This is a genomic window from Klebsiella sp. RCJ4 (assembly GCF_009025755.1).
GTDB classification, from domain to species: Bacteria; Pseudomonadota; Gammaproteobacteria; order Enterobacterales; family Enterobacteriaceae; genus Klebsiella; species Klebsiella michiganensis.
Genome location: NZ_WCIN01000043.1, coordinates 198,134 through 221,345, shown reverse-complemented (window position 1 = coordinate 221,345; position 23,212 = coordinate 198,134). Strand labels below are relative to the sequence as shown.

The following is a 23,212-nucleotide window of genomic DNA, read 5'->3' as shown; positions in this document are numbered from 1 at the left end:
TGTTGATTATTACCGACAGGCAGGTCTTCTGGCTTAGCGTCGTCCTCTCCCATCCTTCCCAATCCGCTAAGCAGATCAGTGGTCATACCCGTCATACTTCACGTTGTATGTGCGTTGGCTTTACTTGTTCACCCCAGTCACTTACCTGTGTAAGCTCCTGGGGATTCACTCGCTTGCCGCCTTCCTACAACGCGAATTATTTAGCGTATATATGGGTTCGTCAGCATCACAGCAGCGGGGGCTGCGGGGGATTCACACCCCCTTCCCTGGCGCCTGTCGGTTTAGTCCGTCATGATTCGAGCGGGACTGCCCGGCTCGCATGATTTCCGGAATATCTTACGGAAGCTGGATGGCTCCCGTCGTGTTTAATTTTTAATTACCAAGGCCGTTTCATTACGCCGATGGCGCGCTGAAAGCCATTTCGGATATCACTCTACCCCATCAAATAAATAAAAACTGGTGCAGCTTATCGTTCTCTCATTATTATTTTGTTGCGCTATGACAATTTATTGCTCTGAATGAGATATTTTCATTTTAGAATGAGCCAGATACAAGGGCATATCAAAAATCGGCAATAACAAAATATTGTCATTTAAAATGACTCAGTTTGTGATCTGGCGTTAATTTGCTGGCGATAGGCCTGCGGAGTGACCTGATAAGCCTGGCGAAAAACTTTGCAAAAATAGCTGGTTTGCGAAAATCCTAAATTCCGCGCAATGCTGGCGATGCTCCAGTCGCTGTGGCAAAGCAGCTCTTTGGCGCTCACCATCCGCTGATGGTTCACCCACGCGTTAAAACCGATACCCTGATATTTTTTAAATAGCTTACTGAAGTAATAGGGGCTGAGATAAACGTGGGCGGCGACGTCTTCCAGGCGAAGCTCGTCGGATAAATGGGCGTCAATGTAGCGCAGCGCTTTCTTCATTTTGCTGTCGTGAGGGCTGGCGACCCGGCTGGCGCGCGCGGGTTCCGGCTGCTGGGGATTATCTTTAATCACCACAAAGTTGAGCTGCTTTTTCAGGCAGTTCTCGACGATCAGCTTCAGTAAATCCGCGGAGGCAATCACTCTGGAGTAGTCCATCTCCGGCACGTCGCGGAACGCGTTGAGCAGCTCGGGGTCCGCCTGCCAGCCGTCGTCCACGTTGAGGATATCCACCAGTTCTACATCGTTGCTTAAGCGCACCTGCCCGCATAGCACGAAGCCCACAAGGTGCCCGGCGATAACCAGAGGAATGGAAAAATCGGTTAACCCGGCGTGGCAGCGGTAGATACAGAGCTGATCGGTTTTTGACGCCTCGAGGCCGCCGCAGCGGTCGCTCATCCGGCAGCGGGTGCTGTGCTGAGGGTGCTGGCGCATCAGCTGGCAGAAAGGAGTGAAGTTAAACAGTTCAGATATTTCATCACCGTGAATATTGACAACCACAACCGCCAGACTGGTGGCCTGCGCAAAATCCTGTGCGATTTTATTAATGAGTTCTGAGTTCAGTGTGCTCGCAGAAATCATGATAAAACCTCTCAGTTAATTTTTTGTTATAAATAAAACATTTCTTTAATATTCACTTCCTTTCATCATCATTTACCGCCAACGATAAAAGAATATTACAATAGCAAAAGTCTCCCATCCGTGGGAGACGTTTTTGGCCAGTTCGTGATACCGGTTCATGAAAATTTTTCGCTATTTCAGCGGATGCATTAATCCTCTAATTTACAGGTATTACACGGTAAGTTATTTCCTATCAGATAACGATAGATGGCCGCGCCGAGGCAGGCGCCGATCAGCGGCGCAATAATCGGCACAATAAAGTACGGAATATCCCTTCCGCCGGTCATCGCGATATCGCCCCAGCCCGCCATCCACGTAAACAGCTTCGGCCCAAAATCACGCGCCGGATTCATCGCAAAGCCGGTCAGCGGCCCGGTTGACGCGCCAATCACCGCCACCAGCAGGCCAATCAGCAGCGGGGCCAGCGGCCCTTTCGGCACGCCGTTGCCGTCGTCGGTCAGCGCCATAATCATCCCCATCAGCATGGAGGTGATCACCACTTCGACCAGCGCCGCGTGCCAGATGCTCAGCGAGGCCGCCGGGTAGGTGCTGAAAATACTCGCCAGCTGCAGGCTCTCAACGCTGCCGCGAGCGATATGGTGGGCGGATTCAAACTCGGTAAACATAGTGCTGTACAGCACATAGGCCAGCACCGCGCCGCCGAAGGCGCCCGCGACCTGGGAGACAATATAGGGGAAGACTTTTCGCCCGGGAAAACAGGCAAATAGCCATAACGCAACGGTCACCGCCGGGTTGAGATGGCCGCCGGATATTCCCGACGTCAGATAGACGGCAAGCGAGATCCCCAGACCCCAGATAATGCATATCTCCCACAGTCCGAGGCTGGCTCCCGCCACCTTTAACGCGCTCAGGCAGCCGATGCCGAAAAACAAAAACAGCCCGGTGCCCAGAAACTCGGCGGTACATTGCGCTTTTAACGAATCATTCATGGTGACACCTTCTTAGCAGAGTTCGTGTCCTGACCAGCCAACCTCCTGCTGGCAGTAGAGTACAACGGGCACCACTATATGAACTCCGCTCCGCAAATTGTTGGCAACCTGCTGACGGCGGCCCCGGAAAATTCGGGCATCAATAACAAATTATTGTCATTGAATAACTCAGAATAGCATTGCTCACGCGCGGATTTCGCAATTACGCCATCGCCATGACATGCAAAAATATTGCTAAAACCAACTCATCGTTTTCCAACAAACATCACAAATCAATTTTTCTCGCATAGCAGATAAAATTAAATTCGTCATGAATAAATTTGTAAATATGGAATATACAAAACAAGATAATCACATAACTATAAATAAAAATAACAATTAAAATCAATAAATTAAATTTACATGTGGCAATTTTATATTATTCAATACCCACTATTTTTTCACCATCAAATTCAAGTCAGCCATTCTTTTTCCTCGCATCTTCTTATAGTCCCAACTATCGGAACACTCCATGCGAGGTCTTTATGCAACAAGAAGCACTAGGAATGGTAGAAACCAAAGGCTTAACCGCAGCCATAGAGGCCGCTGATGCAATGGTTAAGTCAGCCAATGTGATGTTAGTGGGCTATGAAAAGATTGGCTCCGGACTGGTGACCGTCATCGTACGCGGCGACGTTGGCGCGGTAAAAGCGGCCACCGATGCGGGGGCCGCCGCCGCACGTAATGTGGGTGAAGTGAAAGCCGTACACGTCATCCCACGCCCCCACACCGATGTAGAAAAAATCTTACCGAAGGGAATTAGCCAATGAGCAGCAATGAGCTGGTGGAACAGATCATGGCTCAGGTGATTGCCCGCGTGGCAACGCCGGAACAGCAGGCCATCCCTACTGAAAACCATCCAATACGAGAGACGGCTATGGCAGAAAAAAGCTGCAGTTTAACGGAATTTGTCGGGACCGCCATTGGCGACACCCTGGGTCTGGTTATCGCCAACGTCGATACCGCCCTGCTGGACGCGATGAAGCTTGAAAAGCGCTATCGCTCCATCGGCATTCTCGGCGCCCGCACCGGCGCAGGCCCGCACATTATGGCGGCGGACGAAGCGGTGAAAGCCACCAATACCGAAGTGGTCAGCATTGAGCTGCCGCGCGATACCAAAGGCGGAGCGGGCCACGGTTCGCTGATTATTTTGGGCGGTAACGACGTTTCCGACGTTAAGCGCGGTATCGAAGTCGCGCTGAAAGAGCTCGACCGCACCTTTGGCGATGTTTACGGCAACGAAGCCGGGCATATCGAGCTGCAGTACACCGCTCGCGCCAGCTACGCGCTGGAAAAAGCCTTCGGCGCGCCGATTGGCCGGGCCTGCGGCATCATCGTCGGCGCACCGGCCTCCGTGGGCGTGCTGATGGCCGATACCGCCCTGAAGTCAGCCAACGTGGAAGTCGTGGCCTATAGCTCTCCGGCGCACGGCACCAGCTTCAGTAACGAAGCCATTCTGGTGATTTCCGGCGACTCCGGCGCGGTCCGCCAGGCGGTCACCTCCGCGCGCGAAATCGGCAAAACCGTCCTTGCGACCCTCGGTGCTGAACCGAAAAACGATCGCCCGTCCTACATCTGATACCCACGAGGCTGATTCATGAGATCGAAAAGATTTGAAGCACTGGCGAAACGCCCTGTGAATCAGGACGGCTTCGTTAAGGAGTGGATCGAAGAAGGCTTTATCGCGATGGAAAGCCCGAACGATCCGAAACCGTCGATTAAAATCGTTAACGGCGCGGTGACCGAGCTGGACGGGAAACCGGTAAGCGATTTTGACCTGATCGACCACTTTATCGCCCGCTACGGTATCAACCTGAACCGCGCCGAAGAAGTGATGGCGATGGATTCGGTCAAGCTGGCCAACATGCTGTGCGATCCTAACGTTAAACGCAGCGAAATCGTCCCGCTGACCACCGCGATGACGCCGGCGAAAATTGTCGAAGTGGTTTCGCATATGAACGTCGTCGAGATGATGATGGCGATGCAGAAAATGCGCGCCCGCCGCACCCCGTCCCAGCAGGCGCACGTCACCAACGTCAAAGATAACCCGGTACAGATTGCCGCCGACGCCGCCGAAGGGGCATGGCGCGGGTTTGACGAACAGGAAACCACCGTTGCGGTAGCGCGCTATGCGCCGTTCAACGCCATCGCGCTGCTGGTGGGCTCGCAGGTAGGCCGTCCGGGCGTGCTGACGCAGTGCTCGCTGGAAGAAGCCACCGAGCTGAAGCTCGGCATGCTGGGCCACACCTGCTACGCCGAAACCATCTCCGTCTACGGCACCGAGCCGGTCTTTACCGACGGCGACGACACGCCGTGGTCGAAGGGCTTCCTCGCCTCGTCCTACGCCTCTCGCGGGCTGAAAATGCGCTTTACCTCCGGCTCCGGCTCGGAAGTGCAGATGGGCTACGCCGAAGGCAAATCCATGCTTTATCTGGAAGCGCGCTGCATCTACATCACCAAAGCCGCGGGCGTACAGGGTCTGCAAAACGGTTCCGTAAGCTGCATCGGCGTGCCGTCTGCGGTGCCTTCCGGCATTCGCGCGGTGCTGGCGGAAAACCTGATCTGTTCGTCGCTGGATCTGGAGTGCGCCTCCAGTAACGACCAGACCTTCACCCACTCCGATATGCGTCGTACCGCGCGCCTGCTGATGCAGTTCCTGCCGGGCACCGACTTTATCTCCTCCGGTTATTCCGCGGTGCCGAACTACGACAACATGTTCGCCGGCTCCAACGAAGATGCCGAAGACTTTGACGACTACAACGTCATCCAGCGCGACCTGAAGGTGGACGGCGGTTTGCGTCCGGTTCGCGAAGAGGACGTCATCGCCATCCGTAACAAAGCCGCCCGCGCGCTGCAGGCCGTGTTTGCCGGAATGGGGCTGCCGCCGATTACCGATGAAGAAGTTGAAGCCGCGACCTACGCCCACGGTTCGAAAGATATGCCGGAGCGCAACATCGTCGAAGACATCAAGTTCGCCCAGGAAATCATCAATAAAAACCGCAACGGTCTGGAAGTGGTGAAAGCGCTGGCGCAGGGCGGATTCACCGACGTGGCCCAGGACATGCTCAACATCCAGAAAGCCAAGCTGACCGGGGACTACCTGCATACCTCCGCGATTATCGTCGGCGACGGGCAGGTACTGTCGGCCGTCAACGATGTCAACGACTATGCCGGTCCGGCAACGGGCTATCGCCTGCAGGGCGAACGCTGGGAAGAGATTAAAAACATCCCTGGCGCTCTTGATCCCAACGAGATTGATTAAGGGGTGAGAAATGGAAATTAATGAAAAATTGCTGCGCCAGATAATTGAAGACGTGCTCAGCGAGATGAAGGGCAGCGATAAACCGGTCTCGTTTAATGCGCCGGCGGCCTCCGCGGCGCCCCAGGCCACGCCGCCCGCCGGCGACGGCTTCCTGACGGAAGTGGGCGAAGCGCGTCAGGGAACCCAGCAGGACGAAGTGATTATCGCCGTCGGCCCGGCTTTCGGCCTGGCGCAGACCGTCAATATCGTCGGCATCCCGCATAAGAGCATTTTGCGCGAAGTCATTGCCGGTATTGAAGAAGAAGGCATTAAGGCGCGCGTGATTCGCTGCTTTAAATCCTCCGACGTGGCCTTCGTCGCCGTTGAAGGCAATCGCCTGAGCGGCTCCGGCATCTCTATCGGCATCCAGTCGAAAGGCACCACGGTGATCCACCAGCAGGGGCTGCCGCCGCTCTCTAACCTGGAGCTGTTCCCGCAGGCGCCGCTGCTGACCCTGGAAACCTATCGCCAGATCGGCAAAAACGCCGCCCGCTATGCGAAACGCGAATCGCCGCAGCCGGTCCCGACGCTGAATGACCAGATGGCGCGGCCGAAGTACCAGGCGAAATCGGCCATTTTGCACATTAAAGAGACCAAGTACGTGGTGACGGGCAAAAACCCGCAGGAACTGCGCGTGGCGCTTTGATAAAGGATAACTCCATGAATACCGACGCAATTGAATCGATGGTACGCGACGTATTGAGCCGCATGAACAGCCTGCAGGGCGAGGCGCCTGCGGCGGCTCCGGCGGCTGGCGGCGCGTCCCGTAGCGCCAGGGTCAGCGACTACCCGCTGGCGAACAAGCACCCGGAATGGGTGAAAACCGCCACCAATAAAACGCTGGACGACTTTACGCTGGAAAACGTGCTGAGCAATAAAGTCACCGCCCAGGATATGCGTATTACCCCGGAAACCCTGCGCTTACAGGCCTCTATTGCCAAAGACGCGGGCCGCGACCGGCTGGCGATGAACTTCGAGCGCGCCGCCGAGCTGACCGCGGTACCGGACGATCGCATTCTTGAAATCTACAACGCCCTCCGCCCCTATCGCTCGACGAAAGAGGAGCTGCTGGCGATCGCCGACGATCTCGAAAGCCGCTATCAGGCGAAGATTTGCGCCGCTTTCGTTCGCGAAGCGGCCACGCTGTACGTCGAGCGTAAAAAACTCAAAGGCGACGATTAACTTCTCTAAGTAATTCGAGATGCATTGAGGCGGCAAGTGAGTGACAAATTCGTCTGGAACGAATTTGAACAGCCATAGGCTGGCTTTAGTGAGGGACAGGGATGTCCCTCATAACCCCGATGAGCTTACTGTAGTAAGTGATTCGGGTGAAAGAACGCAGCCAACAAAAAGGCAGTTTGAAGTACGACGAGAAAAGGGGTATGTGATGCGATATATAGCTGGCATTGATATCGGCAACTCATCGACGGAAGTCGCCCTGGCGACCCTGGATGAGGCTGGCGCGCTGACGATAACCCACAGCGCGCTGGCGGAAACCACCGGAATCAAAGGCACGTTGCGTAACGTGTTCGGGATTCAGGAGGCGCTCGCCCTCGTCGCCAGAGGCGCCGGGATCGCCGTCAGCGATATTTCGCTCATCCGCATCAACGAAGCGACGCCGGTGATTGGCGATGTGGCGATGGAAACCATTACCGAAACCATCATCACCGAATCGACCATGATCGGCCATAACCCGAAAACGCCCGGCGGCGCGGGGCTTGGCACAGGCATCACCATTACGCCGCAGGAGCTGCTAACCCGCCCGGCGGACGCGCCCTATATCCTGGTGGTGTCGTCGGCGTTCGATTTTGCCGATATCGCCAGCGTGATTAACGCTTCCCTGCGCGCCGGGTATCAGATTACCGGCGTCATTTTACAGCGCGACGATGGCGTGCTGGTCAGCAACCGGCTGGAAAAACCGCTGCCGATCGTTGACGAAGTGCTGTACATCGACCGCATTCCGCTGGGGATGCTGGCGGCGATTGAGGTCGCCGTTCCGGGGAAGGTCATCGAAACCCTCTCTAACCCTTACGGCATCGCCACCGTCTTTAACCTCAGCCCCGAGGAGACGAAGAACATCGTCCCGATGGCCCGGGCGCTGATTGGCAACCGTTCCGCCGTGGTGGTCAAAACGCCATCCGGCGACGTCAAAGCGCGGGCGATACCCGCCGGTAATCTTGAGCTGCTGGCCCAGGGCCGTAGCGTGCGCGTGGATGTGGCCGCCGGCGCCGAAGCCATCATGAAAGCGGTCGACGGCTGCGGCAGGCTCGATAACGTCACCGGCGAATCCGGCACCAATATCGGCGGCATGCTGGAACACGTGCGCCAGACCATGGCCGAGCTGACCAACAAGCCGAGCAGCGAAATATTTATTCAGGACCTGCTGGCCGTTGATACCTCGGTACCGGTGAGCGTCACCGGCGGTCTCGCCGGGGAGTTCTCGCTGGAGCAGGCCGTGGGCATCGCCTCGATGGTGAAATCGGATCGCCTGCAGATGGCAATGATCGCCCGCGAAATCGAGCAGAAGCTCAATATCGACGTGCAGATCGGCGGCGCAGAGGCCGAAGCCGCCATCCTGGGGGCGCTGACCACGCCGGGCACCACCCGACCGCTGGCGATCCTCGACCTCGGCGCGGGCTCCACCGATGCCTCCATCATCAACCCCAAAGGCGACATCATCGCCACCCATCTCGCCGGCGCAGGCGACATGGTGACGATGATTATTGCCCGCGAGCTGGGGCTGGAAGACCGCTATCTGGCGGAAGAGATCAAGAAGTACCCGCTGGCTAAGGTGGAAAGCCTGTTCCATTTACGCCACGAGGACGGCAGCGTGCAGTTCTTCTCCACGCCGCTGCCGCCCGCCGTGTTCGCCCGCGTCTGCGTGGTGAAAGCGGACGAACTGGTGCCGCTGCCCGGCGATTTAGCGCTGGAAAAAGTGCGCGCCATTCGCCGCAGCGCCAAAGAGCGGGTCTTTGTCACCAACGCCCTGCGCGCGCTGCGTCAGGTCAGCCCCACCGGCAACATTCGCGATATTCCGTTCGTGGTGCTGGTCGGCGGTTCGTCGCTGGATTTCGAAGTCCCGCAGCTGGTCACCGATGCGCTGGCTCACTACCGCCTGGTTGCCGGACGGGGAAATATTCGCGGCAGCGAGGGCCCCCGAAACGCGGTGGCCACCGGCCTGATTCTCTCCTGGCATAAGGAGTTTGCGCATGAACGGTAATCACAGCGCCCCGGCCATCGCGATCGCCGTCATCGACGGCTGCGACGGCCTGTGGCGCGAAGTGCTGCTGGGTATCGAAGAGGAAGGTATCCCTTTCCGGCTCCAGCATCACCCGGCCGGAGAGGTCGTGGACAGCGCCTGGCAGGCGGCGCGCAGCTCGCCGCTGCTGGTGGGCATCGCCTGCGACCGCCATACGCTGGTCGTGCACTACAAGAATTTACCCGCATCGGCGCCGCTTTTTACGCTGATGCATCATCAGGACAGTCAGGCCCATCGCAACACCGGTAATAACGCGGCACGGCTGGTCAAAGGGATCCCTTTCCGGGATCTGAATAGCGAAGCAACAGGAGAACAGCAGGATGAATAACGCACTGGGACTGGTTGAAACAAAAGGGTTAGTGGGCGCCATTGAGGCCGCCGATGCGATGGTGAAATCCGCCAACGTGCAGCTGGTCGGCTACGAAAAAATTGGCTCGGGCCTCGTCACCGTAATGGTGCGCGGCGACGTCGGCGCGGTCAAAGCGGCGGTAGACGCGGGCAGCGCGGCGGCGAGCGCGGTGGGCGAAGTGAAATCCTGCCACGTGATCCCGCGTCCGCACAGCGACGTTGAGGCCATTTTACCGAAATCAGCCTGATTGATGGCGAATAAGGAGCACCGCGTGAAGCAATCACTGGGATTACTTGAAGTTTGTGGTCTGGCACTGGCTATCAGCTGCGCCGATATCATGGCGAAATCCGCTTCTATCACGCTGGTCGCCCTCGAAAAGACCAATGGTTCAGGCTGGACGGTGATTAAAATTACCGGTGATGTGGCCTCCGTGCAGGCGGCCATCACCACCGGCGCACAGTTTGCCGGGCAGCGAAACGGCCTGGTGGCCCACAAAGTCATCGCCAGGCCCGGAGAAGGGATCCTGCGCGCGGAGGCTCCCCCGCCCTCCGTCATGCAACCTGAACCTGAAGCGTCAGGGACGGCTGATGTCGTTTCGCCAGCGCCAGCAGAAGAGCTTCCCCAGCAACACGGCGTGGTCAGCTGCAACCTGTGCCTCGATCCAAAATGTCCACGCCAGAAGGGTGAGCCGCGCTCGCTTTGCATTCATCCCGGCAAGCGAGGTGAAGCGTAATGGATAAACAGCTTCTGGAATCAACGGTCAGCAAAGTTCTCGACGAGATGCGGCTACGCCCCATCCCGCTGGGGGTTTCAAATCGTCATATCCACCTGTCGGCGGCGGATTACGAACGCCTGTTCCCCGGCCATCCCATCAGCGAGAAAAAGGCGCTGCTGCAGCCGGGACAGTACGCCGCGGAGCAAACCGTCACCCTGGTGGGGCCGAAGGGGCAGCTTAAAAATGTGCGCCTGCTCGGTCCGCTGCGCTCGGTAAGCCAGGTGGAAATCTCGCGTACCGATGCCCGAACCCTGGGGGTTGCGGCACCGCTGAGGATGTCCGGCGATCTGAAAGGGACACCGGGCATCCGCCTGGTCAGCCCTTTTGGCGAGCTGGAGCTGGCGTCAGGGGTTATCGTCGCGCAGCGGCATATTCATATGTCGCCGCTCGATGCGCTGATCCTGCGGGTCGCCCACGGCGACAGAGTTTCGGTGGCCATTGAAGGCGACGCGCGCGGGCTGATCTTCAACAACGTAGCGGTTCGCGTTTCGCCGGATATGCGCCTCGAAATGCACATCGATACCGATGAAGCCAACGCCGCCGGCGCCGATAACCCGCAGGTCTTTGCCCGGCTGGTAGGCCCGCGATGAACGGCGAAGTTCTGCAGCGCATCGTGGAGGAGATTGTCTCCCGGCTGCAGCGTCGCGCCCATAGCACGGCGACGCTGAGCGTGGCGCAATTGCGCGATGCCGACTGCCGGAGCCTGTTCTGCCAGCACGCGTCGCTGCGCATTCTGCTCGTCGACCTGCCCCTGCTGGGCCAGCTGACGGAGGCGGAAACCGACGATCCCGCGGCCCGCAACATTCACGACGCGCTGGCTTTTGGCCTCCGCGTACAGCTCACCCTGCACCGCCAGCTGCTGCCGGTTATCCCGGTTAAAAAACTGGCCCGCCTGCCGGTGAACTTCACCGACGAGCGCGGAGTGCCGCTGATCCTGCACGCGGGTTCGGTGCTGAGCTATCGCGACGTCGCGCCGCTGGGCCAGGGGCGCCTGGTTATCCACCGCAAATGCCTCGTGACCGCGCTGGCGCGCGACGCGGCGCAGGTGCGGAATATTGAACTCATTAAGCAGGAGTAAATCATGCATCTGGCACGAGTCACGGGCGCGGTTGTCTCCACGCAAAAATCGCCTTCCCTGGTCGGCAAAAAGCTGCTGCTGGTGCGGCGGGTCAGCGCCGATGGCGAGCTCCCCACCTCGCCGACCTCCGGCGATGAAGTCGCCGTGGATTCCGTCGGCGCGGGGGTTGGCGAGCTGGTGCTGCTCAGCGGCGGCTCCAGCGCCAGGCACGTTTTTTCCGGGCCAAACGAGGCCATCGACCTCGCCGTTGTCGGCATTGTCGATACGCTTTCACGTTAAGGAGCGACTATGGCGATTTATACCCGAACGGGCGACGCTGGCACCACCTCACTCTTTACCGGCCAGCGGGTGAGCAAAACCCACCCGCGGGTTGAAGCCTACGGCACGCTGGATGAGCTCAACGCCGCGCTGAGCCTGTGCGCCTGCGCCGCCGCGGATAAACACCACCGCGCCCTGCTCGAAGCTATCCAGCAGCAAATTTTCTGGTTTAGCGCAGAACTGGCCAGCGACAGCGAACGGCCGTCGCCGAAACAGCGCTACATCAGCAGCGAAGATATTTCCGCTCTGGAAGCCGCTATCGATCGGGCCATGGCCCGCGTCGAACCGCTGCACAGCTTTATTTTACCCGGCCGCTGCGAAGCCGCGAGCCGCCTGCATTTTGCCCGCACGCTGGCCCGCCGGGCCGAACGCCGGCTGGTTGAGCTGGCGGCGGAAGTCACCGTGCGCCAGGTGCTGATGCGCTACATCAATCGCTTGTCAGACTGCCTGTACGCCCTGGCGCGCGCGGAAGATAGCGATGCGCACCAGAACAACATCATCCGCGAAGTAAGCCGGCGCTATCTGGCCGCCAGCCAGCCGAGCCGCAGCAAAGAGGCGACGCCCGTGGCCCTCTCATTCCACGATCTGCACCAGCTCACCCGCGCCGCCGTTGAGCGCGCGCAGCAGCTAAAGGTGCCGGTGGTGATCAGCATCGTTGACGCGCACGGCACCGAAACCGTGACCTGGCGGATGCCGGACGCTCTGCTGGTCAGCAGCGAGCTGGCGCCGAAAAAGGCCTGGACCGCGGTGGCGATGAAAACGGCGACCCATGAGCTGAGCGACGCCGTTCAGCCGGGCGCCGCGCTTTATGGCCTCGAAACGCATTTACAGGGAAAAGTGGTCACCTTTGGCGGCGGTTACGCCCTGTGGCGCGACGGCTTATTAATCGGGGGTCTTGGCATCAGCGGCGGCAGCGTTGAGCAGGACATGGACATAGCACTGGCCGCCATCGCGGCCATTAACGTGGGAACTCATCAATGAATACTTCCGAACTCGAAACCCTTATTCGCACCATTCTTAGCGAACAGTTAACCCCGGGGCAAACGCCGGTCCAGCCGCAGGGCAAAGGGATTTTTCAGTCCGTCAGCGAGGCTATCGACGCCGCGCACCAGGCGTTCTTACGTTATCAGCAGTGCCCGCTGAAAACCCGCAGCGCCATCATCAGCGCAATCCGTCAGGAGCTGACGCCGCACCTGGCCGCGCTGGCGGAAGAGAGCGCCAATGAAACGGGGATGGGCAACAAAGAAGATAAACTCCTGAAAAACAAGGCTGCGCTGGACAACACGCCGGGCGTGGAAGATCTCACCACCACCGCGCTGACCGGCGACGGCGGCATGGTGCTGTTTGAGTATTCGCCGTTTGGCGTTATCGGGTCGGTCGCGCCGAGCACCAACCCGACGGAAACCATCATCAACAACAGCATCAGCATGCTGGCGGCGGGCAACAGCGTCTATTTCAGCCCGCATCCGGGAGCAAAAAAGGTCTCTCTGAAGCTGATTAGCATGATTGAAGAGATTGCCTTCCGCTGCTGCGGCATCCGCAATCTGGTGGTCACCGTGGCGGAACCGACGTTTGAAGCCACCCAGCAGATGATGGCCCATCCGCGCATTGCGGTCCTCGCTATCACCGGCGGCCCCGGCATTGTGGCGATGGGCATGAAGAGCGGTAAAAAAGTGATCGGCGCCGGCGCGGGCAACCCGCCCTGCATCGTCGATGAAACGGCGGATCTGGTCAAAGCGGCGGAAGATATCATCAACGGCGCCTCGTTCGATTACAACCTGCCCTGCATTGCCGAGAAGAGCCTGATTGTGGTGGAGAGCGTCGCCGAACGTCTGGTGCAGCAAATGCAAACCTTCGGCGCGCTGCTGCTGAGCCCTGCCGACACCGACAAACTCCGCGCCGCCTGCCTGCCAGAGGGCCAGGCGAATAAGAAACTGGTCGGCAAAAGCCCATCGGCCATGCTGGAAGCGGCCGGGATCGCCGTTCCGGCGAAAGCGCCGCGTCTGCTGATAGCGCTGGTTAACGCCGACGATCCGTGGGTCACCAGCGAGCAGCTGATGCCGATGCTGCCGGTGGTGAAAGTCAGCGATTTCGATAGCGCGCTGGCGCTGGCGCTGAAGGTTGAAGAGGGGCTGCATCATACCGCCATTATGCACTCGCAAAATGTCTCGCGCCTGAACCTCGCGGCCCGCACTCTGCAAACCTCGATATTCGTTAAGAACGGCCCCTCTTATGCCGGGATTGGCGTCGGCGGCGAAGGCTTTACCACCTTTACTATCGCCACGCCGACCGGTGAAGGGACAACCTCGGCGCGCACCTTTGCCCGCTCCCGTCGCTGCGTGCTGACCAACGGCTTTTCCATTCGCTAACCGAGGTCGCGATGAAGACTTTCTCACTACAAACGCGGTTGTACAGCGGTCAGGGTAGCCTGGCGGTGCTCAGGCGCTTTACCCACAAGCATATCTGGATCATCTGCGATGGCTTTCTTGCGCGCTCGCCGCTGCTGGAAACCCTGCGTCAGGCGTTGCCCGCAGATAACCGCATCAGCGTCTTTAGCGAGATAACCCCGGACCCCACTATCCATACCGTGGTGCAGGGCATTGCGCAAATGCAGGCCCTGCAGCCGCAGGTGGTCATCGGCTTCGGCGGCGGATCGGCGATGGACGCGGCGAAAGCCATCGTCTGGTTCAGCCAGCAGAGCGGCATCAATATCGAAACCTGCGTGGCGATACCAACCACCAGCGGTACCGGTTCGGAAGTGACCAGCGCCTGCGTGATTAGCGACCCGGATAAAGGCATCAAGTATCCGCTGTTCGACAATGCGCTCTATCCCGATATGGCGATCCTTGACCCGGATCTGGTGGTCAGCGTGCCGCCGCAGATTACGGCCAACACCGGCATGGACGTGCTGACCCACGCGCTGGAGGCGTGGGTCTCTCCGCACGCCAGCGACTTTACCGACGCGCTGGCGGAAAAAGCCGCCAGGCTGGTGTTTCAGTATCTGTCCACGGCGGTGGAAAAAGGCGACTGCGTGGCGACGCGCGGGAAAATGCACAATGCCTCAACGCTTGCCGGGATGGCGTTCAGCCAGGCGGGGCTGGGGCTTAACCACGCCATCGCCCACCAGCTCGGCGGGCAGTTTCATCTGCCGCACGGGCTGGCCAACGCGCTGCTGTTAACCGCGGTTATCCGCTTTAACGCCGGTCATCCGCGCGCCGCAAAACGCTACGCCCGGCTGGCCAAAGCCTGCGGCTTTTGTCCGGCAGATGCCAGCGATAGTACGGCGATCAATGCGCTGATCCAGCAAATCGAACGGCTCAAGCAGCGCTGCGCGCTGCCGTCACTGGCGGTCGCGCTGAAAGAGGGACGATCCCAGTACTCAGCGCGTATTTCGGCAATGGTGCAGGCCGCGCTGGCTGACGTGACGCTACGCACCAATCCTCGCCCGGCCAGCGCCGGGGAGATTCAGGAACTGCTGGAGGATCTGCTATGAGTACCGCCGTCAACGCTGCTGAAATGGCCTGGAGCGCCGAGGAGATCCGCGAGCGCGTGCGCGCGGCGGGCGTGGTCGGCGCGGGGGGCGCGGGGTTTCCCGCCCACGTGAAGCTGCAGGCGCAGGTAGAGATTTTTCTGGTGAACGCCGCCGAGTGCGAACCGATGCTCAAGGTCGACCAGCAGCTGATGTGGCAGCAGGCTGCACGTCTTGTCCGCGGCGTGCAGTACGCGATGACGGCAACCGGCGCGCGCGAAGGGGTGATAGCCCTGAAAGAGAAGTACCGCCGGGCTATCGATGCGCTCACCCCGCTGCTGCCTGCCGGTATTCGCCTGCATATTCTGCCGGATGTCTATCCCGCAGGCGATGAGGTGCTGACTATCTGGCTGGCTACCGGTCGCCGGGTCGCGCCCGCCGCGCTGCCGGCCAGCGTCGGGGTCGTGGTGAATAACGTGCAAACGGTCCTCAACATGGCCCGCGCGGTTGAGCAGCAGTTTGCGGTGACCCGCCGCACGCTGACCGTTAACGGCGCGGTCGCCCGGCCGCTGACCGTCACCGTCCCCATCGGCATGTCGCTGCGCGAAGTGCTGGCGCTGGCGGGCGGCGCGACGGTCGACGACCCCGGTTTTATTAACGGCGGCCCGATGATGGGCGGCCTGATTACCTCTCTCGATAGCCCGGTGACCAAAACCACCGGCGGCCTGCTGGTGCTGCCGAAAAGCCATCCGCTTATCCAGCGGCGGATGCAGGACGAGCGCACGGTGCTTTCCGTGGCCCGTACCGTCTGCGAACAGTGCCGACTGTGTACCGATCTCTGCCCGCGGCATCTGATCGGCCACGAACTCTCTCCGCACCTGCTGGTGCGGGCGGTGAACTTTCATCAGGCCGCCACGCCGCAGCTGCTGCTGAGCGCCCTCACCTGCTCGGAGTGCAACGTCTGCGAAAGCGTGGCCTGCCCGGTGGGGATCTCGCCGATGCGCATCAACCGCATGCTCAAACGCGAGCTGCGGGCGCAAAACCAGCGCTATGAAGGGCCGCTCTATCCGGCCGACGAAATGGCGAAATATCGCCTCGTGCCGGTGAAGCGGCTGATCGCCAAACTGGGGCTGAGCCCCTGGTATCAGGAGGCGCCGCTGGTGGAGGACGAACCGGCAGTAGAAACCGTGACGTTGCCGCTGCGCCAGCATATCGGCGCCAGCGCGGTAGCGAACGTTGCGGTGGGAGAGCGCGTTACGCGCGGGCAATGCGTTGCCGATATCCCGGCAGGCGCACTAGGCGCGCCGATTCACGCCAGCATCGACGGCGTGGTTGCGGCCATCAGCGAACAGGCCATCACGGTGGTAAGAGGTTAACCATGTCTCAGGCTATAGGAATTTTAGAACTCACCAGCATTGCCAAAGGAATGGAACTCGGCGATGCAATGCTGAAAAGCGCCAACGTCAATCTGCTGGTCAGCAAGACTATCTGCCCGGGTAAGTTTTTACTGATGCTCGGCGGGGATATCGGCGCTATCCAGCAGGCTATTGAAACCGGTGCCTCGCAGGCCGGCGAAATGCTCGTCGACAGCCTGGTGCTGGCGAATATTCACCCCAGCGTCCTTCCGGCCATCAGCGGCCTGAACAGCGTGGACAAGCGCCAGGCGGTCGGCATCGTTGAAACCTGGAGCGTTGCGGCCTGCATCAGCGCCGCCGATCGGGCGGTGAAAGCCTCCAACGTCACGCTGGTGCGGGTGCATATGGCCTTCGGCATCGGCGGTAAATGCTACATGGTGGTGGCGGGCGACGTTTCCGACGTCAACAACGCGGTTACGGTAGCCAGCGAAAGCGCGGGCGAAAAAGGGCTGCTGGTCTACCGTTCGGTGATCCCGCGCCCGCATGAAGCCATGTGGCGACAGATGGTGGAGGGATAATGGAAAGACAGCCGACCACGGATCGCATGATTCAGGAATACGTTCCCGGGAAACAGGTGACCCTCGCGCACCTGATTGCCAACCCCGGGAAAGATCTCTTTAAGAAGCTCGGCCTGCAGGATGCGGTTTCCGCCATCGGCATCCTCACCATTACGCCCAGCGAGGCGTCGATTATCGCCTGCGATATCGCCACCAAATCCGGCGCGGTGGAGATCGGTTTTCTTGACCGCTTTACCGGCGCCGTGGTGCTGACCGGCGACGTTTCCGCCGTCGAGTACGCCCTCAAGCAGGTGACGCGCACCCTGGGCGAGATGATGCAGTTTACTACCTGCTCAATAACCCGGACGTAGCGCGATGAAACGTCTGATGTTTATCGGCCCCAGCCAGTGCGGCAAAACCTCGCTGACCCAGGGCCTGCGCGGCGAAGCGCTCCATTACAAGAAAACCCAGACGATTGAATGGTCGCCGATGGCCATCGACACGCCGGGCGAATATCTGGAGAACCGCTGCCTTTATAGCGCTCTGTTGACCAGCGCCTGCGAGGCCGACGTTATCGCTCTGGTGCTGAACGCCGACGCCCAGTGGTCGCCGTTTTCTCCGGGTTTTACCGCCCCGATGAACCGCCCGACGATTGGCCTGGTCACCAAAGCCGACCTGGCCGACCCGCAGCGGTTATCGCTCATCGAGGAGTGGCTCAGGCAGGCTGGGGCGCAGCAGATTTTTGTCACCAGCGCGCTGAATAATCTGGGTCTTGATGCCGTGCTGGATTTTCTGAATTCGAAGGAACCTCTATGTCTTACAAAATAATGGCCATTAATGCCGGCAGCTCATCGTTAAAATTCCAGCTGCTGGAGATGCCTCAGGGCGATATGCTCTGCCAGGGATTGATTGAACGTATCGGCATGGCAAACGCCCAGGTGACCCTCAAAACGCCGGCGCAGAAATGGCAGGAGACGGCGCCGATTGCCGATCACCGTGAAGCGGTCACCCTGCTGCTGGAAAAGCTCCTCGACCACCGGATTATCCAGAGTTTGCAGGATATTGACGGCGTCGGCCACCGCGTGGCGCACGGCGGAGAGCGCTTTAAAGATTCGACGCCGGTCACCGATGATACCTTAGCGGAAATCGAGCGCCTGGCGGAGCTGGCCCCGCTGCACAACCCGGTCAACGCGCTGGGCATTAACGTTTTCCGCCAGCTGCTGCCCGAAACGCCGTCGGTGGCGGTATTTGATACCGCTTTTCACCAGACGCTGGACGAGCGCGCCTTTATCTATCCGCTGCCGTGGCGCTACTACAGCGAGCTGGGCATTCGCCGCTACGGCTTCCACGGCACCAGCCATAAGTACGTCAGCGCGACGCTGGCGGAAAAGCTGGGCGTGCCGCTGAGCGCCCTGCGCGTGGTGAGCTGCCATCTCGGCAACGGCAGCAGCGTATGCGCAATCAAAGGCGGGCGCTCGGTTAACACCTCAATGGGCTTTACGCCGCAGTCCGGCGTGATGATGGGCACCCGCAGCGGCGATATCGATCCGTCGATTCTACCGTGGCTGGCGCTGCATAAGGGGCAAACGCCGGAGCAGCTTAATCAGCTGCTGAATAACGAGTCCGGCCTGCTGGGCGTTTCCGGCGTGTCGCACGATTATCGCGATGTCGAGCAGGCGGCGGACAGCGGCAATCGTCGGGCGGCCCTGGCGCTCTCGCTGTTTGCCGAGCGCATCCGCGCCACCATCGGCAGCTATATTATGCAGATGGGCGGCCTGGACGCGCTGATCTTTACCGGCGGCATCGGCGAAAACTCCGCCCGCGCCAGGAGCGCCATCTGCCATAACCTGAATTTCCTCGGGCTGTCGGTCGATGAAGAGAAAAACCAGCACAACGCCACCTTTATCCAGGCCGAGAATGCGATGGTCAAAGTGGCGGTCATTAATACCAATGAAGAGCTGATGATTGCCCGCGATGTGATGCGCCTGGCGCTTCCCGAAGCGCAGACATTAACCGTTTCAGCCTGAGCTCGCCGCCCGGCAAGTTGCGGTGAATCATGGTAATAGCCGGATCGGCATGACACTATGCGCTTAAAATTCTGAAACTTTACCCTAAATAATTCAAGTTACAGGACAAAGCACTTGTGCTTTGAACAGCGCTTGCGCTGGCCCCGTAGGGGCGAGGCCGCAGGCCGAGTAACGCGGCAAACGAGTGAGTCCCCAGGAGCTTACATAAGTAAGTGACTGGGGTGAATGAGAGCAGCCAACGCCCCTGTAGCTTGAAGTATAACGGGTAAAAAGGTGAATACGTGGCCGTAGCACAATGCCCCGCCTCCTGCGGTGAACTCATCCAGGGCTGGATCCTCGGCAGCGAGAAGCTGGTCTCCTGCCCCGTTGACTGGTACAGCACCGTCGAGGTGGACTACGGTTCGCCTCGCGCGGATGAACGTCCGCTGGCGCGGGCGATGGTCGACCGGCTGCTGAGCTACTGGCGTTATCCGCCGGCGCTCAGCAAGGAGATTCGGATCGATATTTGCTCCACGATTCCGGTCGCCAAGGGGATGGCCAGCAGCACCGCGGATATCGCCGCGACGGCGGTGGCCACCGCGCATCATCTCGGCCATCCGCTGGATGAAACCACCCTCGCCCGGCTCTGCGTCTCCCTGGAGCCCACCGACAGCACCCTGTTCCGCCAGCTGACCCTGTTCGACCACAACACCGCCGCCACGCAGATTGCCTGCGGCAGCCAGCCGCAGCTCGATCTGCTGGTGCTGGAAAGCCCCGCCACTCTGCTGACCACCGATTACCACCGACTTCCCCGGCTTGAAAAACTGCACGCCCACTCCGCGTCTCTGCAACTAGCCTGGGAGAAAGTTCAGCTGGCCTGCGAGACGGATAATCCGCGGCGGATGGGAGAGGCCGCGACGCTCAGCGCCGTCGCCAGCCAGCATCTGCTGCCGAAGCCGGGGTTTGATACGCTGCGGGGGCTGGTGGAAGAGTGCGATTTATACGGTATTAACGTGGCGCACAGCGGCAGCGTGGTCGGCCTGATGCTCGACCGCCAGCGTCACGATATTGAGTATTTGCAGCGACGGCTGGGAGAGACGCGGCTTAGCGAGCTCTGGCCCCGGCAGCACCTGCTGCGCATGGTGCAGGGCGGCGTCGAGCTGCGCTAACGCTTCCGCAGCCATGCCCCGGGTTGCGGCGCTGCGCGCCTTACCCGGGCTACCGGCCCGCAGACGGCTATGAACCCGTAGCCCGGCTAAGCGCAGCGCGAGCCGGGGAGAAGCCGCATCGATGCATTCATTCCGGCGCATTCCCCGGGTTGCGGCGCTGCGCGCCTTACCCGGGCTACCGACCCGCAGACGGCTGTAACCCCGTAGCCCGGCTAAGCGCAGCGCGAGCCGGGGAGAAGACCGCAACAAAACCTCATGCTGTGCACCTTCCCCGGAGGCGGCGCTGCGCGCCTGTCCGGGCTACCGGCCCGCAGACGGCTATGAACCCGTAGCCCGGCTAAGCGTAGCGCGAGCCGGGAAGAAGACCGCAACAAAACCTCATGCTGTGCACCTTCCCCGGAGGCGGGCTACCGGCCCGCAGACGGCTGTAAACCCGTAGCCCGGTCAGCGCAGCGCCACCGGGAGAACCGCAGAAGAACAATGGCGGCAGACATCTACTCGTTAAATATCCGCCTGAAGGCCGCCAGCAGCCGGGTATTTTCCTGCTGGCTGCGGATCGCGACGCGGAAGTAGCGCCCGTCGAGCCCCGGGTAGTTGGCGCAGCTGCGGATCAGGATGTGCTGCTGCAGCATCGCGTATTGCAGATCCAGATCCGCCACGTCGCAGCGCAGAAACAGATAGTTTGCCCGCCCGGGATAGACCGTCAGGCCGGGAATATGGCGCAGCTGATGGTAAAAGCGCTGCCCCTCCTCCGCCAGCCACTGCCAGGTTTGCTGCTGGTAGGCGCTATCCTGGAGAATGATCTCCCCCGCCAGGGCGGCAAACGCGTTTATCGACCACGGCATCTGGCGCTCGCGCATTCTCGCCACCGCCCGCGCATCGCCATTGACCAGATACCCCAGACGCAGGCCGGGAATGGCATAAAATTTGGTCAGCGAACGCAGCACCCACACGTGCGGGTTGTGGCTCAGCAGCGGAATAAATCCCGGCTCGTCGGGGATAAAATCGATAAACGCTTCATCGAGAATCAGGGCGATGCCCAGCGACTGACAGCGTTCAGCAATCATCTCCAGCAGACGGCGCTCGGGCAGCAGGCCGGTAGGATTGTTCGGCGAGCAGAGAAATAAGCAGTCCAGATCCGGCGTCAGGGCGTCAAGAATCGCCCCGGTGAGCTGCCAGCCATCCGCCTCGCGCAGCAGAAATTCCCGCACCGCGCAGTCCACCGACTGCAGCGCCCGGCGGTATTCGGCAAAGCCCGGGGTGACGATCATCGCCTGGCGCGGCTTCAGCCCCTGAACCAGCGTAAAGATCGCTTCGGTTTCGCCGTTTCCGGCGAGGATCCACGAGGCGGGGATCTGATGGTGTTCCGCCAGCGCAAGGTGCAGCTGCTGATACTCAACGTCAGGGTAGCGTTCGGCGCAGGCCATATTGTCGAGGATGGCGCGCTTTAAACTTTCCGGCATCCCCAGCGGGTTGATGTTGGCGCTAAAATCCAGCAGCTGCGCCGCAGAGATGCCCATAAGCGCGGCGGCCTCGCGGATATTGCCGCCGTGCGCGCTCTTTAATAGAGCCATTTCACTTTCCTGTTGCGTTACCCTCGCCTTGCCAGCGTCGCGCCGTCGGCGAAGTAGGCTTTAATCCCTGCCAGAATCGACTCTGCAACTTCCTGCTGGAATTTCGCCGTTTTCAATTTACGCTCTTCTTCGACGTTACTGATAAACGCGGTTTCCACCAGAATCGATGGAATATCCGGCGCCTTCAGCACCGCGAAGCCCGCCTGCTCAACCCGGTTCTTGTGCAGGTTATTAATGTTGCCCATCTTTTCCAGCACCGCCTTGCCGAACTTCAGGCTGTCGGCGATGGTCAGCGACTGCACCATGTCGAACATCGTGTGGTCGACGTAGCGATCGCCGCTTTTGCTGACGCCGCCGATCAGGTCAGAGGCGTTCTGGGTCTGCGCCAGATATTTAGCCGCGGTACTGGTGGCCCCTTTGGTTGACAGGGCAAACACCGACGATCCGCTGGGCTGGCGGCTGGTAAACGCGTCGGCATGAATAGAGACAAACAGGTCGGCGCGCTGCTTCTGCGCTTTGGCGACGCGGACCTTCAGCGGGATAAAGACATCCTCGTTGCGGGTCATATAGACCTTCATATTGCCCTCTTTCTCGATCAGCGCGCGCAGCCGTCGGGCAATCTGCAGCACCACGTCTTTCTCGCGGGTGCGGTATTTTCCCACCGCGCCGGAGTCTTCGCCGCCGTGGCCGGGATCGAGCATGATAACAATGGGTCGATCGCGCCCGGCTTTACCCGGTTTAGGCCCGCTCTCCGCAGGCGGAACCTGCCGCTGAAGATCGCCTTTGTTGTAATCTTCGAGCAGCGCCAGCAGCGGATCCTGCACGTCGGTGGCGTTAGCGGGATAGAGGTCCATGACCAGACGCTCTTTAAACCCGGCTACCGGAGCCAGCGCAAACAGCTGCGGTTTCACGTTCTGTTTCAGCTCAAACACCATGCGCACGGTTTGCGGATCGAACTGCCCCACACGAGCGGATTGAATATAGGGATCGTCACCGCGAATCTGACTCCCCATACCTTTCAGTACGGAGTTGAGATTAACCCCTTCCAGATCCACCACCACACGTTCAGGATTGCTGAGCGCAAACTGCCGATATTTCAGGATATGGTTGGACTCCACGGTGACGCGCGTGTAGGTCGATGATGGCCAGACGCGTACGGCAACCACCTGCGCCGCGGCAGCCAACCCAACCGGACTCACACTCATTAACCACATGGCGCCCGCCCCCTGTAAAAATCGGCGGCGGCTTAATCCTGACTTGTATCCCGACATGCCACTCCCAAGCAGTAAGAAATCATTCGTATTTAAAACAAACAGATTGACCGGAAACTTTAACGAAAGGCGCATAACCTGTCATCTATAAAAGGGTAAACAATCTTTGACACCCTGATTTGGCTCACACTGTTTTCCCGGCTCAGCCAAAAATTGGGGCTTGCGTTTGCCGGCAAAACAGAATAAAAATACAGTAATT

Annotated in this window: 25 protein-coding genes and 1 riboswitch; of the genes, 21 read left to right on the top strand and 4 right to left on the bottom strand. The window is 59.7% G+C overall.

The window, feature by feature from the left end:
• Positions 1–292, bottom strand: a riboswitch (cobalamin riboswitch).
• A gap of 300 nt (positions 293–592) precedes the next feature.
• Positions 593–1,504: a transcriptional regulator PocR gene (gene pocR, locus F8562_RS23905; RefSeq protein WP_014226637.1), complete on the bottom strand. Its 912-nt coding sequence runs from the start codon at positions 1,502–1,504 to the stop codon at positions 593–595.
• A gap of 188 nt (positions 1,505–1,692) precedes the next feature.
• Positions 1,693–2,493, bottom strand: a complete 801-nt coding sequence (pduF, locus tag F8562_RS23900; RefSeq protein ID WP_004105118.1) for a propanediol diffusion facilitator PduF — start codon at positions 2,491–2,493, stop codon at positions 1,693–1,695.
• 524 nt (positions 2,494–3,017) lie between these two features.
• Between pduF and pduA the strand changes: the two genes are divergently transcribed.
• From pduA to F8562_RS23795, 21 genes are all read left to right on the top strand, one after another.
• Entirely contained in the window at positions 3,018–3,302 is a 285-nt protein-coding gene (gene pduA / locus F8562_RS23895; RefSeq protein WP_001183618.1) for a propanediol utilization microcompartment protein PduA, read from the top strand.
• Entirely contained in the window at positions 3,299–4,111 is an 813-nt protein-coding gene (pduB, locus tag F8562_RS23890; protein ID WP_004205485.1) for a propanediol utilization microcompartment protein PduB, read from the top strand. The genes pduA and pduB overlap by 4 nt, the downstream gene beginning before the upstream one ends.
• Before the next feature lie 18 nt (positions 4,112–4,129).
• Positions 4,130–5,794: a propanediol dehydratase large subunit PduC gene (pduC, locus tag F8562_RS23885; RefSeq protein ID WP_004105132.1), complete on the top strand. Its 1,665-nt coding sequence runs from the start codon at positions 4,130–4,132 to the stop codon at positions 5,792–5,794.
• A gap of 10 nt (positions 5,795–5,804) precedes the next feature.
• Positions 5,805–6,479 carry a propanediol dehydratase medium subunit PduD gene (gene pduD / locus F8562_RS23880; protein WP_004853784.1) on the top strand — a complete coding sequence of 225 codons (675 nt, stop codon included), beginning with the start codon at positions 5,805–5,807 and terminating at the stop codon, positions 6,477–6,479.
• Positions 6,480–6,493: 14 nt separating this feature from the next.
• Entirely contained in the window at positions 6,494–7,015 is a 522-nt protein-coding gene (pduE, locus tag F8562_RS23875) for a propanediol dehydratase small subunit PduE (RefSeq protein WP_004133648.1), read from the top strand.
• 205 nt (positions 7,016–7,220) lie between these two features.
• A complete protein-coding gene (gene pduG / locus F8562_RS23870; RefSeq protein ID WP_014226638.1) occupies positions 7,221–9,053 on the top strand; it encodes a propanediol dehydratase reactivase alpha subunit PduG in 1,833 nt (610 codons plus the stop codon).
• A complete protein-coding gene (gene pduH, locus F8562_RS23865) occupies positions 9,043–9,420 on the top strand; it encodes a propanediol dehydratase reactivase beta subunit PduH (protein ID WP_014839408.1) in 378 nt (125 codons plus the stop codon). Before pduG ends, pduH begins: the two co-directional genes overlap by 11 nt.
• Positions 9,413–9,688 carry a propanediol utilization microcompartment protein PduJ gene (gene pduJ, locus F8562_RS23860; protein WP_004853788.1) on the top strand — a complete coding sequence of 92 codons (276 nt, stop codon included), beginning with the start codon at positions 9,413–9,415 and terminating at the stop codon, positions 9,686–9,688. The genes pduH and pduJ overlap by 8 nt, the downstream gene beginning before the upstream one ends.
• Positions 9,689–9,691: 3 nt before the next feature.
• A complete protein-coding gene (locus F8562_RS23855) occupies positions 9,692–10,174 on the top strand; it encodes a BMC domain-containing protein (protein ID WP_088167888.1) in 483 nt (160 codons plus the stop codon).
• On the top strand, positions 10,174–10,806 hold the full coding sequence (locus F8562_RS23850; RefSeq protein WP_014226641.1) for a phosphate propanoyltransferase: 633 nt from the start codon (positions 10,174–10,176) through the stop codon (positions 10,804–10,806). Before F8562_RS23855 ends, F8562_RS23850 begins: the two co-directional genes overlap by 1 nt.
• A complete protein-coding gene (gene pduM / locus F8562_RS23845) occupies positions 10,803–11,294 on the top strand; it encodes a microcompartment protein PduM (protein ID WP_014839409.1) in 492 nt (163 codons plus the stop codon). Before F8562_RS23850 ends, pduM begins: the two co-directional genes overlap by 4 nt.
• A 3-nt stretch (positions 11,295–11,297) precedes the next feature.
• Positions 11,298–11,573: a propanediol utilization microcompartment protein PduN gene (gene pduN, locus F8562_RS23840; RefSeq protein WP_014839410.1), complete on the top strand. Its 276-nt coding sequence runs from the start codon at positions 11,298–11,300 to the stop codon at positions 11,571–11,573.
• A gap of 9 nt (positions 11,574–11,582) precedes the next feature.
• On the top strand, positions 11,583–12,593 hold the full coding sequence (gene pduO, locus F8562_RS23835; protein WP_014839411.1) for a two-domain cob(I)yrinic acid a,c-diamide adenosyltransferase PduO: 1,011 nt from the start codon (positions 11,583–11,585) through the stop codon (positions 12,591–12,593).
• Complete coding sequence (gene pduP, locus F8562_RS23830) at positions 12,590–13,981, top strand: CoA-acylating propionaldehyde dehydrogenase PduP (RefSeq protein ID WP_014226644.1); 1,392 nt, start codon at positions 12,590–12,592, stop codon at positions 13,979–13,981. Before pduO ends, pduP begins: the two co-directional genes overlap by 4 nt.
• An 11-nt stretch (positions 13,982–13,992) precedes the next feature.
• Complete coding sequence (gene pduQ, locus F8562_RS23825) at positions 13,993–15,105, top strand: 1-propanol dehydrogenase PduQ (RefSeq protein WP_014839412.1); 1,113 nt, start codon at positions 13,993–13,995, stop codon at positions 15,103–15,105.
• Positions 15,102–16,457, top strand: coding sequence for a cobalamin reductase PduS (pduS, locus tag F8562_RS23820; protein ID WP_014839413.1), 1,356 nt, complete (start codon positions 15,102–15,104; stop codon positions 16,455–16,457). The genes pduQ and pduS overlap by 4 nt, the downstream gene beginning before the upstream one ends.
• Positions 16,458–16,459: 2 nt before the next feature.
• Complete coding sequence (gene pduT / locus F8562_RS23815; RefSeq protein ID WP_014839414.1) at positions 16,460–17,014, top strand: propanediol utilization microcompartment protein PduT; 555 nt, start codon at positions 16,460–16,462, stop codon at positions 17,012–17,014.
• The gene (gene pduU / locus F8562_RS23810; protein ID WP_000441103.1) at positions 17,014–17,364 is read left to right on the top strand and encodes a propanediol utilization microcompartment protein PduU; all 351 of its coding nucleotides are present in this window, start codon (positions 17,014–17,016) and stop codon (positions 17,362–17,364) included. Before pduT ends, pduU begins: the two co-directional genes overlap by 1 nt.
• 4 nt (positions 17,365–17,368) lie before the next feature.
• Positions 17,369–17,821 carry a propanediol utilization protein PduV gene (gene pduV / locus F8562_RS23805; RefSeq protein WP_042946004.1) on the top strand — a complete coding sequence of 151 codons (453 nt, stop codon included), beginning with the start codon at positions 17,369–17,371 and terminating at the stop codon, positions 17,819–17,821.
• The gene (locus F8562_RS23800; protein WP_014839416.1) at positions 17,806–19,020 is read left to right on the top strand and encodes an acetate/propionate family kinase; all 1,215 of its coding nucleotides are present in this window, start codon (positions 17,806–17,808) and stop codon (positions 19,018–19,020) included. The genes pduV and F8562_RS23800 overlap by 16 nt, the downstream gene beginning before the upstream one ends.
• 281 nt (positions 19,021–19,301) lie before the next feature.
• A complete protein-coding gene (locus F8562_RS23795) occupies positions 19,302–20,168 on the top strand; it encodes an L-threonine kinase (protein ID WP_014839417.1) in 867 nt (288 codons plus the stop codon).
• Between the two features lie 494 nt (positions 20,169–20,662).
• Here F8562_RS23795 and cobD read toward each other — a convergent pair whose 3' ends face one another.
• The gene (cobD, locus tag F8562_RS23790; RefSeq protein WP_014839418.1) at positions 20,663–21,742 is read right to left on the bottom strand and encodes a threonine-phosphate decarboxylase CobD; all 1,080 of its coding nucleotides are present in this window, start codon (positions 21,740–21,742) and stop codon (positions 20,663–20,665) included.
• Positions 21,743–21,759: 17 nt separating this feature from the next.
• Positions 21,760–23,013 (bottom strand): N-acetylmuramoyl-L-alanine amidase AmiC, encoded by a 1,254-nt coding sequence (amiC, locus tag F8562_RS23785; protein ID WP_014226651.1) that lies wholly within the window; start codon positions 23,011–23,013, stop codon positions 21,760–21,762.
• Positions 23,014–23,212 lie beyond the last annotated feature (199 nt).